Here is a 23,379-nt window from a genome sequence, read left to right as displayed (position 1 = left end):
GTCAGTTCAAGTTTTAACGGGTATAGCAAAAATACATCGAAATAAAGTCGTATAGATTAGGCCGCTTCGAATGCGAGTGCTTTTTTCTCTACCTGACGGAAGAGCAAAGTTAAAATACCATTAACAGTAAGGTAGAAAGCGCCAGCAATACCAAATACTGTGAGAGTGTCATAGGTTTGTGCGTTAATACGCTGAGCGTATCCCATCAAATCCATAATCGTAATTGTGCTTGCTAGAGAGGTCCCTTTAAACACTAAGATGACTTCGTTCGAATAAGCAGGAACAGCACGACGTAACGCATAAGGCAGTAGCACTTTTAATGTGGTGAGTTTATTCATTCCTAATGCACGACAGGCTTGCCACTGCCCTGATGGAATAGCGTTAAACGCGCCTTTAAATAGTTGAGTACTGTAAGCTGCAGTATTAAGAGCCAGTGCGAGCATAGCGCAGAACCAAGGCTGGCTTAACCATACCCATAAAATGCTTTCACGAATCCACTCAAATTGTCCAGGGCCGTAATAGACTAAAAAGATCTGCACCAATAGCGGTGTGCCCGTAAACAAGGTAATGATCCCACGACTCAGCCAATGGAGAGCTGGCGTTCTTAAGATCAAACTCGTGGTCATTAATAGTGACAAGATGCAGCCAACCAGCAATGAAGCGGCGGTTAGTTGCAAACTGGTACCTAAGCCTTCAAGCAACTGAAAAATATGTTGTTGGTTCATGCGGTAACTCCTTGGCCCATGCTCATCCCTTGAACAGAGAATTTTTTATCAATAACTTTAACGGCACGTTGAGTAATCAGTGTAATGACCAAATAGATACCCGCAGCGGTGGCATACCATGTAAAAGCTTCATGGGTTGCTGCTGATGTCAGTTGTGCTTGTTTTAGTAGATCGGTGACCCCAATCAAAGAAACAAGAGCGGTATCTTTTAACAGTACCAGCCATTGGTTAGTCAATCCCGGTAGGGCATGTCTTACCGCTTGTGGTAACACGATTTTGAAAAATGCATGAGCTTGGCTGATGCCTAAGGCGCTTGCTGATTCACGTTGACCTCGACCCACCGCTTTTAATGCACCACGTATAGTTTGTGAAGCATAAGAAGCAAAAATGAGCGATAGCGCAATCACACCGGATAGAAACGGGCTAATCTCAATAAATTCACCGGTGATAAGGAACAACACTTGTGTTGAACCAAAATAGATGAATAACACCACTAACAGCTCGGGTAAGCCACGAATAATGGTGACAAAGCCTATCGTTGGCCACTTAATCGCGACACGACGCGACATTTCCCCAGAGGCAAAAACCACGGCTAAAATTAAACCGACCAGTAGGCTAGTGAAAGCGAGTTGAATAGTCATCCAACTTGCTTCTACTAGTGATAGAGAATAACCCGTTAAGACCATATTATTTTCCGAAGTACTTAGTGTAGATAACGTCGTATTCGCCGTTCGTTTTTACAGTTTTTAGTGCAGTATTTAGTTTTTCAACTAAGGCTTGGTTATCCTTGTTTACTGCAATCCCAAAGCCATTACCAAAGTATTTTGGATTGGTGACATGTTTACCTACATAGCCTAAGTTGTCTTCTTTTTTGAACCACTCAGCGACCACGGCAGTGTCACCAAACACTGAGTCGATACGGCCATTTTTCATATCAATAAACGCATCTTGATAGCTAGAGTAAGGAACGGCGGTGACACCTGGCATTTGATCCATTAAGAAACTTTGGTGTGTTGATCCATTTTGAACACCAACACGTTTACCCTCTAACGCCGCTTGGTCTGCCACTTTATTTAGAATAGAAACGAAAGCTGCGGAGTTATCGTAGTACGCGTTAGAGAAGTTCACTTGCTCTAAACGTGCATCAGTAATATCCATTGCTGAAATAGCCGCATCATAACGTTTGAATTTTAGCGCTGGAATTAAGCTGTCAAATGCTTGGTTATGGAAAGTACATTTCGCTTCCATTTCTTCACACAATGCTTTCGCCAAATCGACATCAAAACCTTGGATCTGGTTGTTTTCATCCATGTATTCGAATGGTGCATAGGTTGCCTCCATTACGAATTTGATTTCTTCTTGCGCTACTGCATTCGCAGAAGCTAGGCCGATAAGGGATGCCAAAAGGATCTTTTTCATTGCAATACTCCATGTGTTCTATTTTGGGCTGACACAAGCAATGGACAGCGTTAACTAATAATTTCTGGGGTTAGTGTTTTAAATAGTCCGCAAACTCTTGAGTTTGTGGATTGGAAAAAGCGTCACTCGTGCCATGCTCGACAATATGACCTTTTTCTAAATACAGAACGTGGCTGGCAATTTTCTTTGCAAATTCCACTTCGTGTGTCACCACGACTTGAGTGATGCCAGTTTCACTGAGTTCATTAATAATCTTAACGATCTGATTGGTTATTTCAGGGTCAAGTGCTGCCGTAGGTTCATCAAAAAGCAGTACATCTGGCTTCATCATTAATGCACGAGCAATCGCAACACGCTGTTGTTGACCACCAGAAAGTTGCATTGGCCATGCATCGGCTTTATCAGCCAAATGCAATGTGGCTAAAATTTGCATTGCTTGCTGCTGCGCTTCAGCTTTATTCATTCCTGAAACTGCGATAGGCGCTTCAATCAGGTTTTCCATGACCGTCATGTGTGGCCAAAGATTATATTGCTGGAATACCATGCCAACTTTACGACGCAACTGTAACCCTTGTTTTTCCTGCACTTCGACAGAAAAATCGAATTGTTGGTTAGCAATATTGAGCGAACCGTTGTCAGCGTTCTCAAGTAAGTTAAGAACACGTAGTAAAGAGCTTTTGCCGGCACCACTTGGGCCAAGCAATACTAGCGTTTCACCGTTCTCACAATGGAAGCTCACATTATGAAGAACTTGCGTGTCGCCATAAGATTTATTGATACCGCTTACTTGAATACTCATGCTCATATACTGCATTAATTATCATCTGTGGTTTATACTACTACGAATGATGTTTTATGCAATAAAAATGTATAAAAATTTACTTTGTTAAGTTTTCGTATAAATATTAATCGCATAATTGGTGCGAATAACTGGTTTGATGAGATTGTATAGAGCTGAATGATTCATTAAACATGGTGAAATTGAAATACGCTAAGGTTGCGTCGAATAACTATGCTTTTTGTGGCGAGAGGAGCCAGGAGAGAGGAGACAGAAGTAGCGTCGTGGGACTTTTGAAATTGTGATCTTGAGTGAGGTATAAATATAAAAAACCAGTGCTAAATGAGCACTGGTTAAATGGAAACTTGGTCGTATCAGGTTTGAGCGACTATAAATCTGCGACTATTTCGCAGCAGATTTTTGGATAGTATCAACGTCGATAGTGACATCGCCCCAATTTTTATCGGCTTCACCAGTGATGATGACAAGATCATTTTCATTGATATCAATATTGTTTAGCACATCTTGATCGATTTCGACGCTGATCGTGCCAGATTGGTCTTTGAACGTGTACATTTCGTTACCTAGAGACTCAGTAATATAGCCTTGTAGGCTCACAACTGCTTCATCTTGAGTATTTTCCATCGCAGAAACGGTAATGATATTGATATCTTGAGGGCCAGTGTATGCAGCAGATGCTGTCGCGGCAAAGGCAGAAAGAAGTAATGCTATAGTCAGTTTTTTCATGGTCATTTCTCGAATTATTTTTTTGAATTGTTCTTGTTCGAACTGTTCTAATGGGTAATCAAAATTTGACTGCCTAGAATGAGAATATTACTCCTCAAAATATGAAAAAAAGGAGTGGTAACTATCATTGCGAAAATGATGGTTATCATATTGGTATCACCTATTTTCCATTTAATAACTTGTTGCTTTGCTAACCGATACACCTCTCGTAAGGTGTATCGATTTAAGTGCTTTTGGAGGGTAGGGGATTAGTCTTCACGCTCGATTTCGCTAGCAATGAGCTGCCCGTTAACTTTGTAAGCTTCTACTTCAACATTGGCATTTAACATGGTGCCGAATTTCAGTCCATCTTCATAGCGGGTTTGACGATTAACATAAATAACTTGGTTACCTTGATGGATGGTTGCAACGGTGAAGCTGTTTTGATTTTCATCGACAAAGCTAATACGGCCCTCAAGATCAATATCCGAGCCTGCCCAATCGCCAGTGTCGCTGTCACCATCATCAAATTCTACTTCAGCAGCAATCTGTTGGTTGTTTTGGCTTAGTGAGGTAACTTCAACAGCAACACCCGGTTTTAATTGAGTTTTACTACCATCTTCAAAACGAGTGTTAGCATTGATAATGAATTGACCTTTGTAGTTCAGTTCAAACCATGAGAAATCATTGGCTACTAGGGTTACTAAGCCTTCAATCTCCGTATCGTTATTAATTTCATCGTAATTCTCGATTTCGATTTCATCAGCCTTAAAACCGTTATCAACAAGACTACCCTCAACTTCCACCCATTGACCGTTGCTCAATCCTTGTAGTGGAAGCTCATTTGCATTGCTATAGTCCACGTTCAGTGCAGCGCCAAGTTTGAATATGTGGGTATCTTTGTTGAGATGGTTAATGATGCCTTCAACTTCGATGTAGTTTGTCATGTCATTGTTTTCGAACTTGACGACAGACAATACTTTATAGCTTGGTTTGCCATCAATAATGGCTGGAAGAGAAGAAACCATCACCCAGTTGCCTTGAAGAATCTCTCTCGATAAGCCAGAAAAAGTGAGCGGGATACCATTCACTTTGAATGACCCTACTTCATAATTGATGTCGGTAATCAGGCCGGTCATTGTTGGTTCCAAAGTGACTTGCATACCTTGGTTTCTTGACTGGATGTGACTTTCTGAACGAGCATTGGTTGGTGTGATAGCCACCATCATTCCACGACGAAGATCTGATGATTGTAAGTTAGCAGCACGGTACACTACGTCCGCAACATCATAGTTAAAGCCATTTACCGTGATAGTATTGCCAGAGATAGCATCAATAGTACCCTGTTGTGAAGTTGGCTTTCTTTGTACAACCGGTGCGTCATCACCGCCACCACCGCCACAACCAGCTAGAGCCAAACCTAATATTGAAACGAGAGCTAACTTTTTCATTCTAATGATTTTCCTAACTACAATTATTTAATCTGCGTGTATGCTAGCGCGAGAAGTGTGAAGTACTCGTGAAGAAAGGGAAAAATGATCAAAGTTCTAATCGTTGACGATAGCCACAACGTGGCGGAAACCATTGCGGACTACCTGGAACTAGAAGGTATGACGATTGACAGTGCTTATCATGGTGAATCAGCACTAAAACTGGTGAGTGAACATCACTATGATGTGATTATCATGGATATCATGATGCCGAAAATGGACGGAATTTCCGCCGTGACTAAGCTACGCAAAGAGTTATTTTGTAATACGCCAATCCTCTTTCTTACTGCTAAAGATGGTTTAGAAGATAAAATTGCTGCGTTTGAGGCTGGTGGCGATGACTACTTAATGAAACCTTTTGCAATGCAAGAGTTGAGTTTGCGCATTCGCGCGTTAGCGAGTCGAGGGCCTCGTCAAGATATTGGCAAACTGATTTTTGCGGATATTAGTGTCGACGTACAAACCAATGAGGTTCAACGAGGTGGTCAGCCGATTAAATTGAGTCGAATACAAAAGAAAATATTGAAAGTATTACTACGCCAAGCCCCCGCGGTTGTTTCACGCCAAGAGGTGATTGAAGCGGTTTGGGGGGATGAATCGCCAAGTAGTGATGCACTTCGTAGCCATATCTATGGGTTACGTTCAGCGTTAAACAAAGGGTTTGAACAATCACGATTAGAGACCATTCATGGACAAGGCTACCGAATTAAAGCATAAGGACTATCCGAGTATTTACCGCAAAATACGTCGTAGTTTTGCCATCATGATTTTTGTGATGTTTAGTTCTTTTTGGACGGTGATTTATTTTGCTGAAAATCAAATTGAGATCATCAGTTTGCATCATTGGCTTGATACGGAAGCAAGTCGTTATATTGCCGATTATCAAGAGTATGGTGAGCAAACCATGTTGCCTCATAAATCAGAGTTTTCTACCTATTGGAGTGAGAACTCTCATCCTACATGGCTAAATAGTTACAACACACCTGGGTTTTATGAGCATGTACTCGGTGATGAAGATAAACATTTTTTGGTTATCGAACATCCCTCTGGTCGAGGATTGATGTATATCGTTTTTCAAGATGATGCGGATGATTACCTCGACGCCTATGAATTTAGCTTGCACAACTATACGTTTATATTCGGTGGGTTGATTTCACTCATCATGGTGCTATATGGGCTTTACGTGGTACGTTCACTTTCGCGTCCTTTGACTAAAATTGAGCAAAAAATCAGTCAAATGCCACCGGATCAACCGATGTTTGATGTTGAAACCGCTTATTCGGAAACTCGCCATATTGAACAAGCCTTACTCGATAGTAAGAGCGATATTTTAGGATTCTTTCAGCGAGAAAAAGAGTTCAGTCGTTTTGCCTCTCATGAATTGAGGACACCTATTATGGTGATCAGTGGCTCGGTTGAACTGTTAGCTAAAGTGCCAGAACAACCTCCGGTCGCCATCAAAGCAATAAACCGAATACAACACGCAAGCGAACAGATGCGCGTGTTAACTGAGGCGTTTTTATTATTGGGTAAAGAGCGTATCGATGAGCATCATATCGTCGACTGCTGCCTGCAAAGTGCGTTGGAAAATCAGTTACACGAGATGGCCCCTTTGTTTGCAAAGCAAGATTCAAGTTATCAATGCTCGACTTCTGATCCGGTGGTGATTCAAGCGCCTGATAGTTTTGTCAGTATTGTGATTAATAATCTCATCAAAAATGCGTTTAGCTATAGTGTTGGAGACATCAACATTCTTCTTGAGGGGCATCGTTTGGTTATTGTTAACCGACATGAGGGCAATGAAACTTATAATGCGGGTTATGGTTGTGGTTTGGTGATTGTTCAGCGGATTTGCGAGCGAATGCATTGGTCGTTCTCTACCCAAGATTCACAAGGAAGTTTTTCTGCGACAATTTTGTTTACAGCGTCCTGAGTCTAATAGCTCGTAAACTCAGAATTGGCTACGAACGAAAACGTATAATTCGTCCTCAATGTGTAAACACATTTCAGGACGGGACAGTGGAATCAATAAGGCCAAAGAGTGTTGCTCTTTGGCCTTACTATTAAATGAAGTTACAACTGTTCTACTATTTGATTGGTCATTTGGTTAACCCCTTTTGCCAATGCATCGACGAGAGCAGGGTAGCCCTCATCTTGCAACGGTACCAATAGAGCAAATGAAGCACTTTTTTGAATCGCCCCTTGTTTATCAATGAGCATCCATTCGCCACTGATCTCTGCGTTGCCCGTATATACCCCATTAAATCGGTCGATCTGGATCTGCAACTTAGGCTGCTGTGCCTGAGATAGGGCAGGGTTCATCATGACTGGCCAGTATTGATGTTGCTTTGCTCTTAGTTGTTCGATAACTCGTAAGGTTACTTGTTTGGATAAGCTTTGTGCCCACAAGTTTTGCTTAGCTTGAATCAATTGTGTTTCAGATGTGCGATACACTAAACTGCTGTCATTTAGGTAAGTGGCAAATTCGACAGGACGCACTACGAGAGTGGGTAAACCTTTTGGTGCTTGTTCTGTCAGTGTCTGTGAGTCTGGCAGTAAATATAACTGACTGCTTTGATTGGCACTACTGCATCCACCAAGAGCCAATAACGCGATAACTAGCCACTTTTTCATTGTTGTTCTCCTTTCACCGGAATTGGGTCGTTGGCATTATCGTCACCAAAGATGAGCGAGTTCGGCTTTTGATTAAGCTGACGTAAAACCGGTTGGAATTCAGCCATCACTTGTTCCAACTGCTGTAATGTTTGCGACATATCTTGATACATTGTCGAATTTGGCCCGTACCCAGTGAGCGTATTTTGGATCTGTTGCAAGCTTTGGCGAATGTCGGTTGGGATCATTTTTGTATCTTCATGCTGCATAAGCTGGTCAATGCTGTTTGCAACACGTTCCGCTGCCGCTAAAGTGCGTTCGGAGGTTTGTAGCGTTTGGTTTAAAGACGCGATGGTATCCTCTACTGGTAGCTTATTGAGCTTACGTAGTAGATCAGTCACCTGTTTTTGAACCTCAGCAAAGCCACCTTGACGAGTCGGGAAGACATCATATTGCTCAAATTTTTTCGTCACCATTGGTGTTGCATCAGGGTAAAAATCGGTGTCGATGTAAAGGGCCCCTGTGAGTAAATTACCGGTTTTGAGTGTCGCTCGCATGCCTCTAGTAAACTCAAGTTCAAGCTTCTTATGCAATGGTTCTAGCGAAGTACTTTCGAAATCATCATAGACTCGGCCTAGCTCAATACGTACCAATACAGGAATTTGGGTTGCGGAGAAATTAGCTGTTGGGGTTGGCATTCTCATCGGTACTCGCATGACGGTTCCGATTCGTAGTCCTCTATATTCAACCGGTGCTTTGGCTTTAAGCCCACGAACGGATTCATCAAACAACATCACGAATTCGAGGTAGTTATCGTACATTCCCTCGCGTACTTGTTTGGCGTTATTATAAAGTCTAAAGCGTTTCATTTGTTCAGTGATCGGACGAGCATGGTCGCTTTCACCAATATCACCAAAAGTGACACCGCCAGTAATCATACTTTCTAGTGAACCAAACTGAAGATTAAATCCCTCAGTTGATAATTGTAAATCGACCCCTGAGGTCAGCCAGAAATTGGTTTTACTTCGGATCAAACTGTCATAAGGTTCGAACACAAATAGTTGGTAAAGCGCACGTCGTTTTTCAACGTCAAAACTGGTCTTTTCAACTCGGCCAACCGTAAAACCTTTGTAGATAACTGGGTCGCCAACGCTGAGTTTTCCGGCTGAACGGTGTGTTAACACCACTCTTAACCCTTTTGCATCTGGCGGCGCAACAGGTGGGATATCGAGCACTTCAAATCGTGTTTTTTCGGTTTTTGATTTACCTGGTTGTAACTCAATATAAGCCCCAGATAAAAGAGTTTCTAAACCCGAAACGCCTTCTTTGCCGATTCTAGGTTTTACGACCCAAAATAGGGTGTCATCGCGCAACATACGTTCAGCATCTTTGTTCATTCTCGCTTTCACGATGATGTGGTCGTAGTTTTCACTTAACTTCACGTCAGTGACGACACCCACCTTTACATTGAGTGACTTGATCTCGGTTTTTCCGACTTCAACCCCCTCTGCAGTAGGCATTTTTAACGTAATTTCTGGCCCTGTGCTGGTCATATATTGAAATAGCATCCATGCACCCATTGCTAGAGCAATCAGTGGAATGATCCAAATGGCTGAAATCTGCTTTTGTTGTGTGAGTTGGGCGGTTACCTTATTCTCATCACTCATAATTGCGGTTCTCGTTTAGGGGTTAAGTGATTATTTTCTGTTGGCATAGACCATAGAATCTTAGGGTCAAAACTCATTGCTGATAACATGGTCGAAACCACCACTGCTGCAAAATAGAGAGCAGCAGGGCCGGGATAGATCGCCATCAAATTTTGCAACTGAACTAAGGCGACTAAGATCGCGACTACGAAAATATCGATCATTGACCAGCGACCGATAAACTCTGTCATGCGGTAGATTTTTAACTTCGCAATGCTCTCTTGTGGAGGTAAGTCTTGATATTTCTTTGCTTGCGAAAATAGCCATGCAAGAGCAAACATCTTCGCGACAGGAATGAAAATACTGGCGAAGAATATCACCATTGCGATGGGGTACGATCCTAAGTTCCAAAGTAGAACGACGCCCTCTAAAATTGTCGAACCCTCGCTCTTACCTAAACTTACCGTATACATCATGGGGTAAAGATTGGCGGGTAAATAAAAAATGATCGATGCAAAGAGCAAAGCCCACGCTTTTTGTAAGCTCTGTTTTGGATCGTAGGGATGTATAGGGCTACCGCAGCGAATACAACGGGTTTTGGAATAGGGATTTAGTTGGTGGCAAACATGACAGCCAATATGATTGCCTGTGAGATGAGTATCTCCCTCTTTAATACCCTCAACGGCAATAACAGGAATGAATCGTTCCCATAGCCAGAATCGGTCTACCATTGACATGCATTTCACGAATAATACGGTGTAGAGGCAAAAAGCCCAAAAAGATTTTCCCATTCCGACATCAGCGAGAGAGGCAATTTTAATTAGGCTAACAAGCACACCGATAAGAAAAACATCCACCATTAACCAGGGTTCGATGCGAAATATGATTCGGCAAATCAGTTTTGCTATTTTAGCTTGATGCGCAGTAGGGGGGAGCTTGTCATATTTTGCTGCGTGGCTGTACAAGTACAAAATAGAGCTGATATAAATCATCGGTAGAATGATCACAGTTCCAAGTAATAGAAGCCCGAGGGATACATTTTTAAATTCGGCCAACATTTTCGCAGCGTGTAGCAGGGTAATTTCTTGGGATAGCCCTTGTACACTGAATGACATAAATGGAAATGAAATACTTAAAACTAACATGGTTAAACAAGCAATCGCGATAGCGATAATACTTTGATAAGGCCGATGATTGAGCTTAGTGATGACGTGCGCGCAGCGCGGACATTGTGCTCGTTGTCCCGCCACCATCGGGGGAATCGAGACGACGATGCCGCACTCTTCACAGGAGATTAGTTGATGAGCTTTCGCTTCAGAGGTGGTTGCCAATGCATTCGACCAATTCAATATCTTGAACCACAAGAATATACCTAACTGGTACTAATATGCTAGTTTCGTCACAAAAAATCATTTTTAACATTGGTGCTAAACTATTGGCAGTTATCACGATATTCGAGCAAGGCAGCATCATTTGTAAGTCTTAGGGCTTGCTTTATGACTTAATGATTTTGATAGTATGTCTACTATAAAATTGCTCAAAAAGTTTAGCTGGCCATGATGTGTTGTTTAGATATTTTCACTATTTTCCTCGTAAATACTGTGGTTTTAATCGCCACAGATGAGCAACTTTAGTCATTAATTAGTTGTAGGGACGCACTTCAAACTAAGTAATAAGATTTTACATATTCATGAAATTTATCAATCAAAGCATTTGATCTCGTGCCCAACTTATAGCAAGAGGGGATTGATAGGTTTAGCTACTCCTGATTTGATAGCGTCACAGTTAGGAGTATTTATGAACAGCAATAATATAACCATACGTCTTTCGGGTGGTGATTTGAATGGAACACAGATCCCGAATGTGAGCCAGCATTCGCTGCCATCAAAGTTGCATTATGATAGTCAAAAGGTTTATGTCCGTGACCTGCGTGACTTGAAAGGGGTACAGATCGAACGAAGACGCCAGCATTTGCCCGCTAATTGGCACTCATTTACACGTAATGTTTATGTCAGATCGAATAAGCAAACTGAACCTGAGGATATCTTGTATGATTACTCCGGCGAAGTGACGATTAAACGATGTAAAGGCGTTAATGATTCCGGTAAGCGATGTATAAAGCCCGCTGAAGATGGAAAGTCCTATTGTTGCTGCGATCATAGCTAAGAACGCGTAATGAATAACAGAGACGACATTGACATTGGATATTACGAAGAGGAATCCAATGTCAATGCCAGTTGTGATAAGTGTGTTGTTGCATTGATTTTTAGTTGGTACTCTTCGCTGAATTTTCAGAGGGTAGCGTTTGCCATTTTAGCGCACCATTTAATTCATAATCATGACTCACAGAGCAACGAAGTAGATAATCGCCCACCTGTAAAATAGCGCCCTCTGAATAAGCTTGATCTTGATAGTAACAAACGCGCTTAATGCTATCTGTCGTCGTCGCAACAATGGACTTTGATGGTGTTGAAATTGTTTTAGCTTGCACAACGTTGGTACTAAAAACCATCGCAGTGATCGAGAATAGCTTTAATAGCGTAGGCATGAAAACTCCTATTGTGGCGAATATTTACGTTGGTATCGTGGCAGCATACTTTCATTGCCTAACAAACCGCCTTGATGTACATATAAGATTTGCTTGTCTGGATTGTTAATTTTCCAACTTTGTAAGCATTGCCACATCATAGGATCATAAAGCAGATCGAATTCGATATTGGTCTCGTTAAGTATCTGCTGCCAAATAATGAAATCTTGTGAATACAACTTGCCAAAGTGATGTTTATATTCCAGTTCTAATATTGTTGGTAGATTAGGCTCGTTTAACTCAGCAAATTGATGACGTAAATAGTCACTACCTCCCACGCACGCACATGTTAGGACTTCAATACCTAATGGAGCAAGATACTTATTGAGATATAGTGCCGTGGTGCCGGTCCCTGAGGGTAAGGCAACCACAAAATTGAGGTTACTTTGTGAATTAGTTTGCTGAGTAATCCAGTCAATCAGTTCTTGTGCGAGTTGTTTGACGCCCGCTTCAGCTAACCCACATCGTCCACCCTCAGGTACGAAAAGAGAATCTTCATTAGGTTTTCGAATGGTGTGAATGTATTCGTGTGGATGCAGCCCTGACTCGCTGACAGCAATGATGTCCGCGCCAAGCTCTAATGCAGCGCGATAGTTACCAATGGGATTACTTTTGAGCCAAGTTGGGATGTGGTCAACGTAAAATTCCAATTGCCAGCCTTTCAGTGAGGCAAGTGCTGCCATCGAATATAGAGAGTTGGCTTGAGGGCTGCCATAACCGATTAAGGTTGTGATCTTAGGATCATCATGATCAAGTAACGCCATAAATTTACGCGCTTTATTACCTGAAAACTGAGGGTGCATTTGGTCATCTCTTTTTAAAAAGAAAGCGATGTCGTCAAATTGATGCTCTGTCACTGGTGTATTGGTCAATTTCATTAGGATTGAGTCAGAATAGAGTGAGCTTTTAGCTCTTGATTATATCCTGATTTTCTTTAACGGTTATACCTGCCATCTATACTTATTACTCATACCGTCATATCGCTTTGTCGTGGTTAACTAAAATTGCCGCATAACGGTCGTTTCAAGACTCTTGGTTATCGAATGATATTTTGGCATAACCGCCACGTTCCTGATGATTAGTCAGTGTAAATGACCAACCATAGCGTTGGCTTAAGTCATCAACAATGAGTAATCCTAGCCCGTGTCCTTGACTAGTGAGTTGATGATCTTGCTGGTGGAGATTGACTCCGCAACCATCATCGATGACTTCAATGCTGTATTGCGTTACTTGAACGGTAATCTTGCCTTGAGATGTTGCTGCAATTGCATTACGGATGAGGTTACCGACGATCATATTGAGTACGGATTGTGTCGCGCGAAGTTGTGGTTCGCTCTGAACAATCAGTTCAATATCAATCTGTTTATCCTGAGCTTGTTGGGCGTTCGCAGCGATAATCTGGGAGATTTCATGGTGATGAATCGTGCGTAGCGGCGCATCGTCTACATTGCGTTCATAACGAACAATACTCATGAGGGTATCAACCATGGTTACCATTTGTCGTGTTGCGTCATCAATTCTATTGATTTGTCGTGATTGAAATTCAGAGCGCTCACCTCTTGATAACAGTTTACTCGCCCCTTTTACAATGGTGAGTGGTGTTCTCAATTCGTGACTGGCGTAACGAGCAAAGGCTTGCTCTCGTTTGAGAGAAAGACATGCATCGTGACGATAGGTATTTAATCGCTGCGTTAAGATTTGGAACTCTTCTGATGCCTGAGGGGATATTGTAAATTCGGTTACCGTATCTCCACTTTGATCTTCAAGTTGTTTTGCAACGCTATTTAATGGCTCAATAAGTCGTTTGGACAGGCGATGGAGGACGGTGCCAAAAATAAACATCAGTATCGACACAAAGCCGATGACAATCACTCCGGAGTAAACAATCTCTTCATTATTGAATTCGACTTTATCGATCAAAGAGAGCAAGACAAGATCATGAATGATCCCTTGATCGGTATATTGACCTTTAAACACCATGTGGGATAAAGGATCAAACGCAAGTCCAACTTCCCCTAAATAATGGTCGTGCTTTGCAATAAGAGGCTGATATTGCTTAGGGACTAAAGAAAGGTCGTTATAAGCGACGGTGAGAGCATCGATTCGAATTTCACCTTGTTCTCCTTGACTAAAGCGCTCTATCGCTGTGTCTTTGTCGATTAAAATCCGCCTTTCACCCACACGATCTTCAGACCACTGTATTGCGGTATAGAAAATCAAAAATGTCACGATACCAACGATGCAGGAAACGAATGTAAAGAAAACAGCGAGTCGCCCTGTGAGTGATGGGGTTTTAGCCAAATATCGATTGATCACGCTTCTTCCTCTAAACGAAATCCAATTTTCGGTATGGTTTTAAGCATAGGGAAAGCAAATGGCTTATCGAGCTGGTTGCGCAGTTGGTAGATATGGCTACGTAACACATCATTATTGGGTTCATCTTCCTGCCATAACTTTTCGGCTAGTTCTTGACGTGTAACGATGTCTGGAGCACGCATGCAAAGCAGCTCTAAAATGGTATAAGTGGTGGGGTTGAGAGCCAGTTTTTTGCCATGACGATGAGCTTGGCGAGTTTTTTGTTCGATGCTTAAGCTACCAAAAGTCAAAATGGTCTCAGCGGTTTGTCCACGATAACGTTTGATAAGTGCACGCATCCGAGCTTCTAGGATATCGAGGTCAAAAGGCTTAGTAAGATAGTCGTCAGCACCGTGTTGAAAGCCATTCAACATATCTTCACGATTGTCTAATGCGGTTAGCATTAAAATGGGTGTAACCTTGCCTGCTGCTCTAAGTTTGTTACAGACGGTTAAGCCATCCATGCGCGGTAGCATGAGATCGAGCAAAATAAGATCGAAATTTCCAGCAAGCGCCAATTGCAGCCCCAATTCACCATTGTCAGCGTAATCCAGTTCCATGCCTAAGCACTCAAAGTAGTCAAACAGAATACCAGCTACTTCCCGGTTATCTTCAATCAGTAATATTTTATTCATGACGCGTATTTTTCTCTCAACAATAGTGCGATCCAATAATCCAGCTTGCATTTCAGCTGTTTAACACTTAACTCAATGAGTGCTTAAGAAGAAGCGCAGGGGATATCTGATGGCAACGAATTACACTGCGATATCGAATCGGTATTGGTTGGTGAGCAGTTTAACATGAGGTCAATAGCAACAGAAATCGTGTGAAAAAAATGTCGACAACAGAGATTTCACATCGAGGGCGATAAGGTTCAGATATTCGTTTTTTGTTCTCGATGGATAACCATCGGGAACCAGACACTCAAAATAGAGAAGTATCTTATGAACCGAGTGAGCCCTTTAACTAGCAAAGATCATTTAATCAATCGCCATCATTCCACCCAAAGTCGTCTTTTTTCGACACAAGCATTCTCTAAAGAAGTCGTATCTCAAGAATCTGGAATCAAAGAGCCGTTGTTTGGTGAAGCACTGCCTGTTGTGACATTGTCCGTTATTGTTCCTTATTTTAATGAAGCAGATGTGTTACCTGAGTTGCATCGCCGGTTGGCAGCAGTGCTTGATCGTTTACCTGATAGCAGCGAAATCATTTATGTTGATGATGGTAGTCAAGACGACAGCCTCTCTGTCGTGGCTGCTTTCCGACAAAGTTCGAGCTCAATACGAAGTGTTCAATTAAGCCGCAATTTCGGCAAGGAATCGGCGATGTCGGCGGGGCTTGAATACAGCCGAGGTCTGGCTGTGATCCTCATTGATGCGGATCTTCAAGATCCCCCGGAACTTATTCCCCAAATGCTCGATAAATGGCGTGAGGGATTTGATGTCGTCAATATGCAACGTCGTCATAGGCATGGTGAAACTTGGTTTAAACGACAATCAGCGGCTTGTTTTTATCGCTTAATGAACGCAATGGCGCAAACCGATATTCCAGAGAATGTCGGTGATTTTCGGTTAATTAGCCGTGAAGTTGTCGATCATATTAATCGCTTACCTGAGCGTAATCGTTATATGAAAGGGATATTTTCTTGGCCGGGATATAAACAAGCGATTGTTCAATTTGATCGTGATGCGCGTTTCTGCGGAGAGACGAAATGGAATTACTTAAAGCTACTTGGTTTGGCGGTAGACGGAATTACTTCATTTTCCATTCGACCACTACGACTAGCAACGCTATTTGGTGCACTTATTGCAGCAGGATCGTTTGGGTTTGGTGTGTTCGTCGTGATAAAAACCGTGTTATTTGGTGAATCAGTATCAGGGTATCCATCGATGATGGTGGTTCTACTGGCTTTGGGGGGTATTCAACTGCTCAGTATTGGCTTGTTAGGTGAATATATTGGTCGAATTTTTATTGAAACGAAGAAGCGTCCCCTTTATTTAGTGCAATCTATTAGCGAAAAAGAACGGGGTAGATTTCAATACACCGAACAAGGAGCCGTTCAAGCTACCAATCTTCATCGTAGAGACTATGGAACACAACGTCCAATGGAGAAACGAGCATGAATGGTCATCGTATGTATCTGTGGGCAATCCTCGGTGCTGCACTGTTGATTCGGTTGTTGTCTTTAAGCGCCTATCCTCTGATGGACACGACAGAAGCGCGATATGGTGAAATGGCACGCTTAATGGTTGAAACATCAAATTGGTTGACGCCGCAATTTGACTATGGAATCCCATTTTGGGGGAAGCCACCACTGTTTACTTGGATGAGCGCGCTAGGAATTGAATCATTTGGTATCAATGAATTTGCGGTGCGCGTGCCACACTGGTTAGCAGGCGTTATCGTCATAGGGTTGATGAGCTATTTCTCGCGAAAATTGGCGATGAACGCGCTCATTACAGCGCTAGTACTCGCAACATGTGGAATTTTTTCTATATCGTCAGGTGCCGTTATGACAGATATGGCTCTTACGCTAGGGATGACTTTGGCAATCATAGGGTTTTATTTCTGTTGGCAAGGCTCTCGAATATGGGGGTATGTTGGATTTATCGGCCTAGCTGTTGGTTTACTTGCCAAAGGCCCGCTAATTATCGTTTTAGTAGGCCTGGTCGTTATGCCGTGGCTGATCATACAACATGGCTTTATAACGAGTTTTAAAGTGCTTTGGAGCCGTTTCCCCTTAATCTCAGGTTCAGCGTTGATGCTGATGATTGCAGCTCCTTGGTACATCATGGCTGAACACGCGACACCAGGTTTTTTAGATTATTTTCTGGTTGGTGAACATATTAATCGCTTTTTAGTCAGTGGTTGGGAGGGGGACTTATATGGTTCAGCTCATAATGAACCGCGTGGCACCATCTGGCTATTTTGGCTGTATTCAGCGTTACCTTGGTCGGTTGTACTGCCTGTTCTGTTGTGGAAAAAACGTCATGACATTCGAAAAGGTTCCTTGATTCAAAAAAGTACCTTAGATAGAGAGACAAATGGGTCACAAAATGAAGCGCCTAAAGGTGTACTTAGCTTACTATTTTTGTGGATGCTTTCTCCCTTAGTTCTCTTTACTTTGTCGGGTAATATTTTACCAGCCTATGTGTTGCCAGGAATTCCAGCGCTTGGGGGATTGATCAGTTTATTGATGCCAGGAAGTTCACAAAATCAAAAGTGGTTTAAGGTCGCATCTTCAGTCGTTCCCGTTCTATTGATTGGTGCCGTCATATATCTGCAATTTGGTACTGCTGATCGCAAAAGTGATAGGGTGATCTTCAGTCATGCGAATCAAAATTTACCCACTTACTATGTAGGACACCGACCATTTTCTGGGCAATTCTACAGTTATGGTAAAGCGACGCCATTAGTGGATCAACAGGTGCTTTCGCAATTTGAGCAGTTCCAACTCGTAGGTGTTCGCCAAGAAGTAAACAGCTTAGTAGAACAAAATAAATTAAGCTGTGTTATTGAATATACCGCTCAGAGTCAGCGTTCTTTATACCGTTGTCATCATTCGCTATGAATCGACTCGCCATAAACAGACGTTTTACTCATTTGGCTCATTTCGCATTGATTGGTGGAATCGGGTTTGTCATCGATGCTTGCGTATTTAGTGCTGTTTATTATGGAATGGAAGGACCATTGATGTTTTCACGCATCGTGGCCTTTCTTTGCGCAGCAACAACAACGTGGTATGGAAATCGTATTTTGACGTTTGCTGTGCTAGAGGTTCAACAGGCCAAGCTGCGTCAGTGGGGAAAATCGATGTGCAGTGCAATGCTGTCAGGATTCCCAAATTTTGTTGTGTTCAAGTTTACAACCAGCATTTTAGGCACAGAGGGGATTTTCATCTTTATCGCTTTGATATTAGGGGTTGGGGTTGGGATGTTGAGCAACTATGCACTGAGTTGTTATTGGGTGTTCCCTGATAACCACTTACCAAAAAACTAGATCATCAATTATTGCGTACGTAAACAATCATGCGCATAACATACGCACAAACAAATAGTACACACATAAAAAAGCCCAGAGCAAAGTGGCGCTCTGGGCGGATACAAATATAGGAGTTAATAAGAAAAAGCAGCATTGCTGTAGTAACAGTGGGAAACAAGTTTGACGGCCCGAAAAACTCTTAAAGCTCTGTAACTACAATAATTCAGACTCATGAATTTCAAAACAGTTCCCAATATTTTCATTATTTTTTTAAATATCCTAAAAAACAAAGAGTTGATGCCCATAGATTGTGCGATTTCTAACCGAGGTTAAGAAGTGTGATGTTGCGCGGTTGTTAATTTGTTGTGCTAGATGTATATTTTCAAACAGGTGTTTAATACGGGCGATTAAAATGCTGACCAAGAGTAGTACCAAGAATAAGATTCTCGATGTGGCAGAAACTCTGTTTGCGGAGCATGGCTTTAACGATACTTCTCTACGGGCCATCACGAGTCGAGCTGGTGTTAACCTTGCCTCTGTGAATTATCACTTTGGTGACAAAAAAACGCTGGTAAGAGCGGTTCTGAATCGTTACCTCGAGGCATTTATGCCCGCAGTGCAGGATGCACTGATCAATTTAAATATGAATCAAAATTATCAGATGGAAGAGGTGTTTGAGGCGTTACGTGAACCGCTTATTGGTTTGAATAAAATCCGTCCAAATGGAGCACATCTTTTTATGTTGCTGATTGGTCGAGGGTATACCGACGTTCAAGGGCATTTACGTTGGTTCATTACCACTCGTTATCAAGATGTATTGGGGTTATTTACTGATTCGGTGATGAAAGCCAATCCCTCACTAACCCAACAAGATTTGTTTTGGCGTCTTCATTTTACCTTGGGCGCCTGTGTCTTCACCATGGCTTCAAGCCAAGCATTAGCCGATATCGCGGAAAGTGATTACGGCAGCAAGGTGGATGCGAATGGGTTGATAAGTCAACTGATTCCATATCTGTCTGCCGGTGTTGACGTTCGCTCATCTGCGTAACGACAGCCTTGATTGGCTATGAATTGAAACCAGTGAACTAAATTACAACGACAACGGGTTAACCCCGAGATCGAGTTAGCGACAGAAGTCGTATAGTGAATAAGCTACATATGTGAACAAAAGGATCTGAATATGAGCTCTCTAAGACAAAAATGGATTAGCGATCCTGCTTTTAAAATGTTTAAAAAAGTGCTGCCACCTCTTTCTGAAACGGAAAAGGAAGCGATGGAAGCGGGGAGTGTTTGGTGGGATGGCGAGTTATTTTCTGGTAAGCCTGATTTCTCAAAGCTGCACCAGTATCCGAAACCAACGCTTACGAAAGAAGAGCAAGCGTTTATGGATAACGAGTTAGAGACGCTCCTTGAAATGCTTGATGATCACAAAATTGTTAAACAAGATCGTGATCTACCCGCAGAAGTTTGGGCTTATTTACGTCAAGAGCGCTTTTTCTCTTTAATCATTTCTAAAGAATATGGTGGTAGAGAGTTTTCTGCATTGGCTAATTCGACAATTGTGTCTCGTATTGCCACGCGCAGTATCAGTACAGCGGTCACGGTTATGGTTCCAAACTCATTGGGGCCGGGAGAGTTGCTTTCTCACTATGGTACTCAAGAACAAAAAGATTACTGGCTTCCTCGTCTTGCCGATGGCACAGAGATTCCGTGTTTTGCTTTGACGGGGCCTGAAGCTGGCTCGGATGCTGGTGGTATTCCCGATCAAGGTATTGTTTGTTACGGTGAACACGATGGCGAACAAGTATTAGGTATTCGTCTGAATTGGAACAAGCGATATATCACACTAGCCCCTGTAGCAACAGTACTTGGATTGGCGTTTAAAATGCATGATCCAGATGGTTTGCTTGGTGACGAAAAAGATATTGGCATCACCTGTGCATTAATCCCCGCTGATCACAAAGGTGTTGAGATTGGCGAGCGACACGACCCACTTGGCCTTGCCTTTATGAATGGCCCGACTCGAGGTAAAGATGTCTTTATTCCGATGGATTGGCTAATTGGTGGACAAAAGTACGCAGGTAAAGGTTGGCGAATGCTAGTTGAATGCCTATCAGCAGGTCGTGGTATCTCTCTTCCTGCATTAGGTACGGCTATCGGCCATTTAACATCAAGAACGACAGGCGCATATGCGTATGTTCGTAAACAGTTTGGTATGTCTATTGGTAAGTTTGAGGGTGTTGCAGAAGCTTTAGGCCGAATCGGAGGCATGACATATCTTCTCGAAGCAACAAGAACTCTGACAACGACTTCACTTGATTTGAAAGAAAAGCCAGGCATTGTTACCGCCATTGCAAAATACCACATGACTGAAATGGCGCGAACTATCTTAAACGACTCAATGGATATTCATTCAGGAAGAGCGATTCAAGATGGTCCGATGAACTACTTAGCATCACATTACCTAGGCATTCCTGTTGCGATTACCGTTGAAGGCGCAAACATTCTGACTCGGAACTTGATGATTTTTGGCCAAGGGGCAACGCGTTGTCATCCATATGTCTTAAAAGAGATGGAAGCCGCGGCAAATCCAGATTCAAAGCAAGGTGCGAAAGAGTTTGATCAATTACTGTTTAAGCATATTTCTCACGCCACTAAAAATACTTTTGGTGCGATGGGCGCGGCATTAACCGGTTCTTATTTCGTTAAAGCTGATATGAGTGGCCCAACGAAGCGTTACTATAAAGATATGACGCGTTTGAGCAGAGCGTTGGCAGTAAGTGCAGATGTTGCCATGTTGACTTTAGGCGGGGATTTGAAACGAAAAGAGATGATCTCAGCGCGTTTAGGTGATGTGCTTGCGTATCTTTACATGGCGTCTGCGGCATTGAAAAAGTACGAGGATGAGGGCCGTCAACAACAAGATTTAGATTATGTGCATTACGCTGTTCAGCACTGTCTACATCAAGGTTCAAAATCTCTTCAAGAAGCGTTTACCAATTATCCACACAAATCAGTTGGACGTATTTTGAAAGTGTTGGTGTTCCCATTGGGTAATCATTTTGATAAACCAAGCGATGATCTTAGCGTGCGTTTGGCGGAAAGTTTAATGACGCCAGGAGCACATCGAGATCGATTAACTCACTTGTGTTATATCGGCGACCAAGAGGATGATTGTGTCGGTTTGATGGAGCGTGCATTTCTCGCCATGTATGGTGTGAAAGGGATTGAGCGTAAACTTATGCGAGCAGCAAAAGAGGGGAAAGTGGCCCGCAAAGGCATTCTGTCTGAACGTTTAGCGCAAGCAATTAAGGAAGGCGTGATAACCGAGCAAGAATGCGAACAAGTAATGGCTGCGGACAAACTTCGCTATCAAGCAATACAGGTAGATGATTTTAGTCATGATTTTAGCGAAGTTAGAACATCAAATAGCGCTAAACCTAAACTTAATAGTGTCGCGTAAGATTAACAATCTCACTTAAAGTATTTATTTTGTCTAAGCTCCCCTCGGGGAGCTTTTGTTGTTTTTATGGCTTAAAATTACAAAACAGCTCCAACCACTTGCATTTATCACGCATTTTTAAAGAAATTAGATGCGATTTTCGAATGAACCTTTTATCCTAGCGAAGATTTTTAAAGGAAGTTGAATATGATCATCAAACCTCGAATTCGTGGATTTATCTGTACCACTACGCACCCAGTGGGTTGTGAAGCGAACGTAAAAGAACAAATTGCTTACACTAAAGCACAAGGCCCAATTAAAAATGCACCTAAGCGTGTACTTGTTGTTGGCGCTTCAAGTGGCTACGGTCTTTCTTCTCGCATTGCAGCAGCTTTCGGTGGCGGTGCATCAACGATCGGTGTTTTCTTTGAAAAAGAAGCAACTGAAAAGAAACCAGGTACAGCCGGTTTTTATAATTCAGTTGCTTTCGAGAAATTAGCTCATGAAGAAGGGTTATATGCGAAAAGCCTAAATGGTGACGCGTTCTCTAATGAAGCGAAACAGAAAACGATTGATTTGATTAAAGAAGATCTTGGTCAGATTGACATGGTTGTTTATTCACTGGCTTCACCAGTGCGTAAGATGCCAGAAACAGGTGAAGTTATCCGTTCTTCACTAAAACCGATTGGTGAAACTTATACTTCTACAGCGGTTGATACCAACAAAGACGTTATTATTGAAGCAAGCGTAGAGCCTGCGACAGAAGAAGAAATCAAAGACACCATTACCGTTATGGGTGGTGAAGATTGGGAGCTTTGGATTAACGCTCTATCTGAAGCTGGTGTATTAGCTGACGGTTGTAAAACAGTAGCTTACAGCTACATCGGTACTGAACTAACGTGGCCAATCTATTGGGATGGCGCGCTTGGTAAAGCGAAGATGGACCTTGACCGTGCAGCGTCTGTTTTGAACGAAAAACTAGCCGCTACTGGTGGTAGTGCAAACGTTGCTGTTCTTAAATCAGTTGTGACTCAAGCAAGTTCAGCCATTCCTGTTATGCCTTTGTACATCGCAATGGTCTTCAAGAAAATGCGTGAGCAAGGCGTTCACGAAGGCTGTATGGAGCAAATCTTCCGTATGTTTAGCCAACGCTTATATAAAGAAGATGGCAGTGTCGCAGAAGTGGATGAATCAAATCGTCTACGTCTTGACGACTGGGAACTACGTGATGATATTCAACAGCATTGTCGTGAATTGTGGCCGCAAATTACTTCTGAAAATTTGAAAGAGTTAACTGACTACGTTGAATATAAAGAAGAATTCCTAAAACTGTTTGGTTTTGGTGTAGATGGCGTTGACTATGAAGCTGATGTGAATCCATTAGTTGAAGCGAACTTCATCAATATCTAATCGCGTAGCCGATTAAACGATATAAATGAAAACCGGTGCTATTGAGCACCGGTTTTTTATTGTATAGAGAAAACCCCCAGCTAGGCTGGGGGTTCCGTAAAGCTTACAGCTATAAGTCAGTTATATAACCCCTTTCAATTTGATAAAAACGTCTTGTGGTCTGGCAACTGCAAGAGTTAATTAAGAATTGAAAGGGGGTCCCAATGG

General features: G+C 42.4%; 22 protein-coding genes. 9 read left to right on the top strand and 13 right to left on the bottom strand.

Going from position 1 to position 23,379, the window contains the following annotated elements; all coding sequences use genetic code 11:
- Positions 1–56 precede the first annotated feature (56 nt).
- From artM to DZ860_RS05120, 6 genes are all read right to left on the bottom strand, one after another.
- Positions 57–725 (bottom strand): arginine ABC transporter permease ArtM, encoded by a 669-nt coding sequence (artM, locus tag DZ860_RS05145; protein ID WP_120029860.1) that lies wholly within the window; start codon positions 723–725, stop codon positions 57–59.
- The gene (gene artQ, locus DZ860_RS05140) at positions 722–1,411 is read right to left on the bottom strand and encodes an arginine ABC transporter permease ArtQ (protein ID WP_120029859.1); all 690 of its coding nucleotides are present in this window, start codon (positions 1,409–1,411) and stop codon (positions 722–724) included. The genes artM and artQ overlap by 4 nt, the downstream gene beginning before the upstream one ends.
- A gap of 1 nt (position 1,412) precedes the next feature.
- Entirely contained in the window at positions 1,413–2,144 is a 732-nt protein-coding gene (locus tag DZ860_RS05135; protein ID WP_120029858.1) for an arginine ABC transporter substrate-binding protein, read from the bottom strand.
- Positions 2,145–2,214: 70 nt separating this feature from the next.
- On the bottom strand, positions 2,215–2,943 hold the full coding sequence (artP, locus tag DZ860_RS05130) for an arginine ABC transporter ATP-binding protein ArtP (RefSeq protein ID WP_120029857.1): 729 nt from the start codon (positions 2,941–2,943) through the stop codon (positions 2,215–2,217).
- Between the two features lie 381 nt (positions 2,944–3,324).
- The gene (locus DZ860_RS05125) at positions 3,325–3,669 is read right to left on the bottom strand and encodes a YgiW/YdeI family stress tolerance OB fold protein (protein ID WP_165862849.1); all 345 of its coding nucleotides are present in this window, start codon (positions 3,667–3,669) and stop codon (positions 3,325–3,327) included.
- 248 nt (positions 3,670–3,917) lie between these two features.
- On the bottom strand, positions 3,918–5,099 hold the full coding sequence (locus DZ860_RS05120) for a DUF5666 domain-containing protein (RefSeq protein ID WP_120029855.1): 1,182 nt from the start codon (positions 5,097–5,099) through the stop codon (positions 3,918–3,920).
- A gap of 87 nt (positions 5,100–5,186) precedes the next feature.
- On the opposite strand from DZ860_RS05120, the gene DZ860_RS05115 reads away from it, so the two are divergent.
- Complete coding sequence (locus DZ860_RS05115) at positions 5,187–5,855, top strand: response regulator transcription factor (protein WP_120030083.1); 669 nt, start codon at positions 5,187–5,189, stop codon at positions 5,853–5,855.
- A complete protein-coding gene (locus DZ860_RS05110) occupies positions 5,827–7,071 on the top strand; it encodes a sensor histidine kinase (RefSeq protein ID WP_120029854.1) in 1,245 nt (414 codons plus the stop codon). Before DZ860_RS05115 ends, DZ860_RS05110 begins: the two co-directional genes overlap by 29 nt.
- A 140-nt stretch (positions 7,072–7,211) precedes the next feature.
- Here DZ860_RS05110 and DZ860_RS05105 read toward each other — a convergent pair whose 3' ends face one another.
- From DZ860_RS05105 to DZ860_RS05095, 3 genes are read right to left on the bottom strand one after another with little or no spacing between them, the layout of a single operon-like run.
- Positions 7,212–7,772 carry a PqiC family protein gene (locus DZ860_RS05105; RefSeq protein WP_120029853.1) on the bottom strand — a complete coding sequence of 187 codons (561 nt, stop codon included), beginning with the start codon at positions 7,770–7,772 and terminating at the stop codon, positions 7,212–7,214.
- On the bottom strand, positions 7,769–9,418 hold the full coding sequence (gene pqiB / locus DZ860_RS05100; RefSeq protein WP_120029852.1) for an intermembrane transport protein PqiB: 1,650 nt from the start codon (positions 9,416–9,418) through the stop codon (positions 7,769–7,771). The genes DZ860_RS05105 and pqiB overlap by 4 nt, the downstream gene beginning before the upstream one ends.
- A complete protein-coding gene (locus DZ860_RS05095; RefSeq protein ID WP_243641809.1) occupies positions 9,415–10,761 on the bottom strand; it encodes a paraquat-inducible protein A in 1,347 nt (448 codons plus the stop codon). The genes pqiB and DZ860_RS05095 overlap by 4 nt, the downstream gene beginning before the upstream one ends.
- A gap of 433 nt (positions 10,762–11,194) precedes the next feature.
- Here DZ860_RS05095 and DZ860_RS05090 point away from each other — a divergent pair, with 433 nt between their 5' ends.
- Positions 11,195–11,563, top strand: a complete 369-nt coding sequence (locus DZ860_RS05090; RefSeq protein ID WP_120029851.1) for a hypothetical protein — start codon at positions 11,195–11,197, stop codon at positions 11,561–11,563.
- A gap of 100 nt (positions 11,564–11,663) precedes the next feature.
- On the opposite strand, the gene DZ860_RS05085 is transcribed toward DZ860_RS05090, so the two are convergent.
- The 4 genes from DZ860_RS05085 to DZ860_RS05070 all read right to left on the bottom strand — a co-directional run bounded on the left by DZ860_RS05085 (position 11,664) and on the right by DZ860_RS05070 (position 14,974).
- The gene (locus tag DZ860_RS05085) at positions 11,664–11,945 is read right to left on the bottom strand and encodes a DUF1496 domain-containing protein (protein WP_120029850.1); all 282 of its coding nucleotides are present in this window, start codon (positions 11,943–11,945) and stop codon (positions 11,664–11,666) included.
- Positions 11,946–11,953: 8 nt separating this feature from the next.
- Positions 11,954–12,862 carry a 1-aminocyclopropane-1-carboxylate deaminase/D-cysteine desulfhydrase gene (locus tag DZ860_RS05080; RefSeq protein ID WP_120029849.1) on the bottom strand — a complete coding sequence of 303 codons (909 nt, stop codon included), beginning with the start codon at positions 12,860–12,862 and terminating at the stop codon, positions 11,954–11,956.
- 145 nt (positions 12,863–13,007) lie between these two features.
- Entirely contained in the window at positions 13,008–14,300 is a 1,293-nt protein-coding gene (locus DZ860_RS05075; protein WP_120029848.1) for a sensor histidine kinase, read from the bottom strand.
- The gene (locus DZ860_RS05070) at positions 14,297–14,974 is read right to left on the bottom strand and encodes a response regulator transcription factor (protein ID WP_120030081.1); all 678 of its coding nucleotides are present in this window, start codon (positions 14,972–14,974) and stop codon (positions 14,297–14,299) included. The genes DZ860_RS05075 and DZ860_RS05070 overlap by 4 nt, the downstream gene beginning before the upstream one ends.
- Before the next feature lie 309 nt (positions 14,975–15,283).
- Between DZ860_RS05070 and DZ860_RS05065 the strand changes: the two genes are divergently transcribed.
- From DZ860_RS05065 to fabV, 6 genes are all read left to right on the top strand, one after another.
- A complete protein-coding gene (locus DZ860_RS05065; protein ID WP_120029847.1) occupies positions 15,284–16,462 on the top strand; it encodes a glycosyltransferase family 2 protein in 1,179 nt (392 codons plus the stop codon).
- Complete coding sequence (locus tag DZ860_RS05060; RefSeq protein WP_120029846.1) at positions 16,459–17,910, top strand: ArnT family glycosyltransferase; 1,452 nt, start codon at positions 16,459–16,461, stop codon at positions 17,908–17,910. The genes DZ860_RS05065 and DZ860_RS05060 overlap by 4 nt, the downstream gene beginning before the upstream one ends.
- Positions 17,907–18,338, top strand: a complete 432-nt coding sequence (locus DZ860_RS05055; RefSeq protein WP_120029845.1) for a GtrA family protein — start codon at positions 17,907–17,909, stop codon at positions 18,336–18,338. The genes DZ860_RS05060 and DZ860_RS05055 overlap by 4 nt, the downstream gene beginning before the upstream one ends.
- A gap of 394 nt (positions 18,339–18,732) precedes the next feature.
- Positions 18,733–19,368: a TetR family transcriptional repressor PsrA gene (gene psrA, locus DZ860_RS05050; RefSeq protein WP_120029844.1), complete on the top strand. Its 636-nt coding sequence runs from the start codon at positions 18,733–18,735 to the stop codon at positions 19,366–19,368.
- 132 nt (positions 19,369–19,500) lie between these two features.
- Positions 19,501–21,783 carry an acyl-CoA dehydrogenase gene (locus DZ860_RS05045; protein ID WP_120029843.1) on the top strand — a complete coding sequence of 761 codons (2,283 nt, stop codon included), beginning with the start codon at positions 19,501–19,503 and terminating at the stop codon, positions 21,781–21,783.
- Positions 21,784–21,969: 186 nt separating this feature from the next.
- Positions 21,970–23,172, top strand: a complete 1,203-nt coding sequence (gene fabV / locus DZ860_RS05040; protein ID WP_120029842.1) for an enoyl-ACP reductase FabV — start codon at positions 21,970–21,972, stop codon at positions 23,170–23,172.
- Positions 23,173–23,379: the final 207 nt, after the last annotated feature.

Source organism: Vibrio sinensis, assembly GCF_003605645.1.
In the GTDB taxonomy this organism is placed as follows: domain Bacteria; phylum Pseudomonadota; class Gammaproteobacteria; order Enterobacterales; family Vibrionaceae; genus Vibrio; species Vibrio sinensis.
Note: the sequence above shows the minus strand (reverse complement) of the source record. Positions and strands in the feature narration are given on the sequence as shown.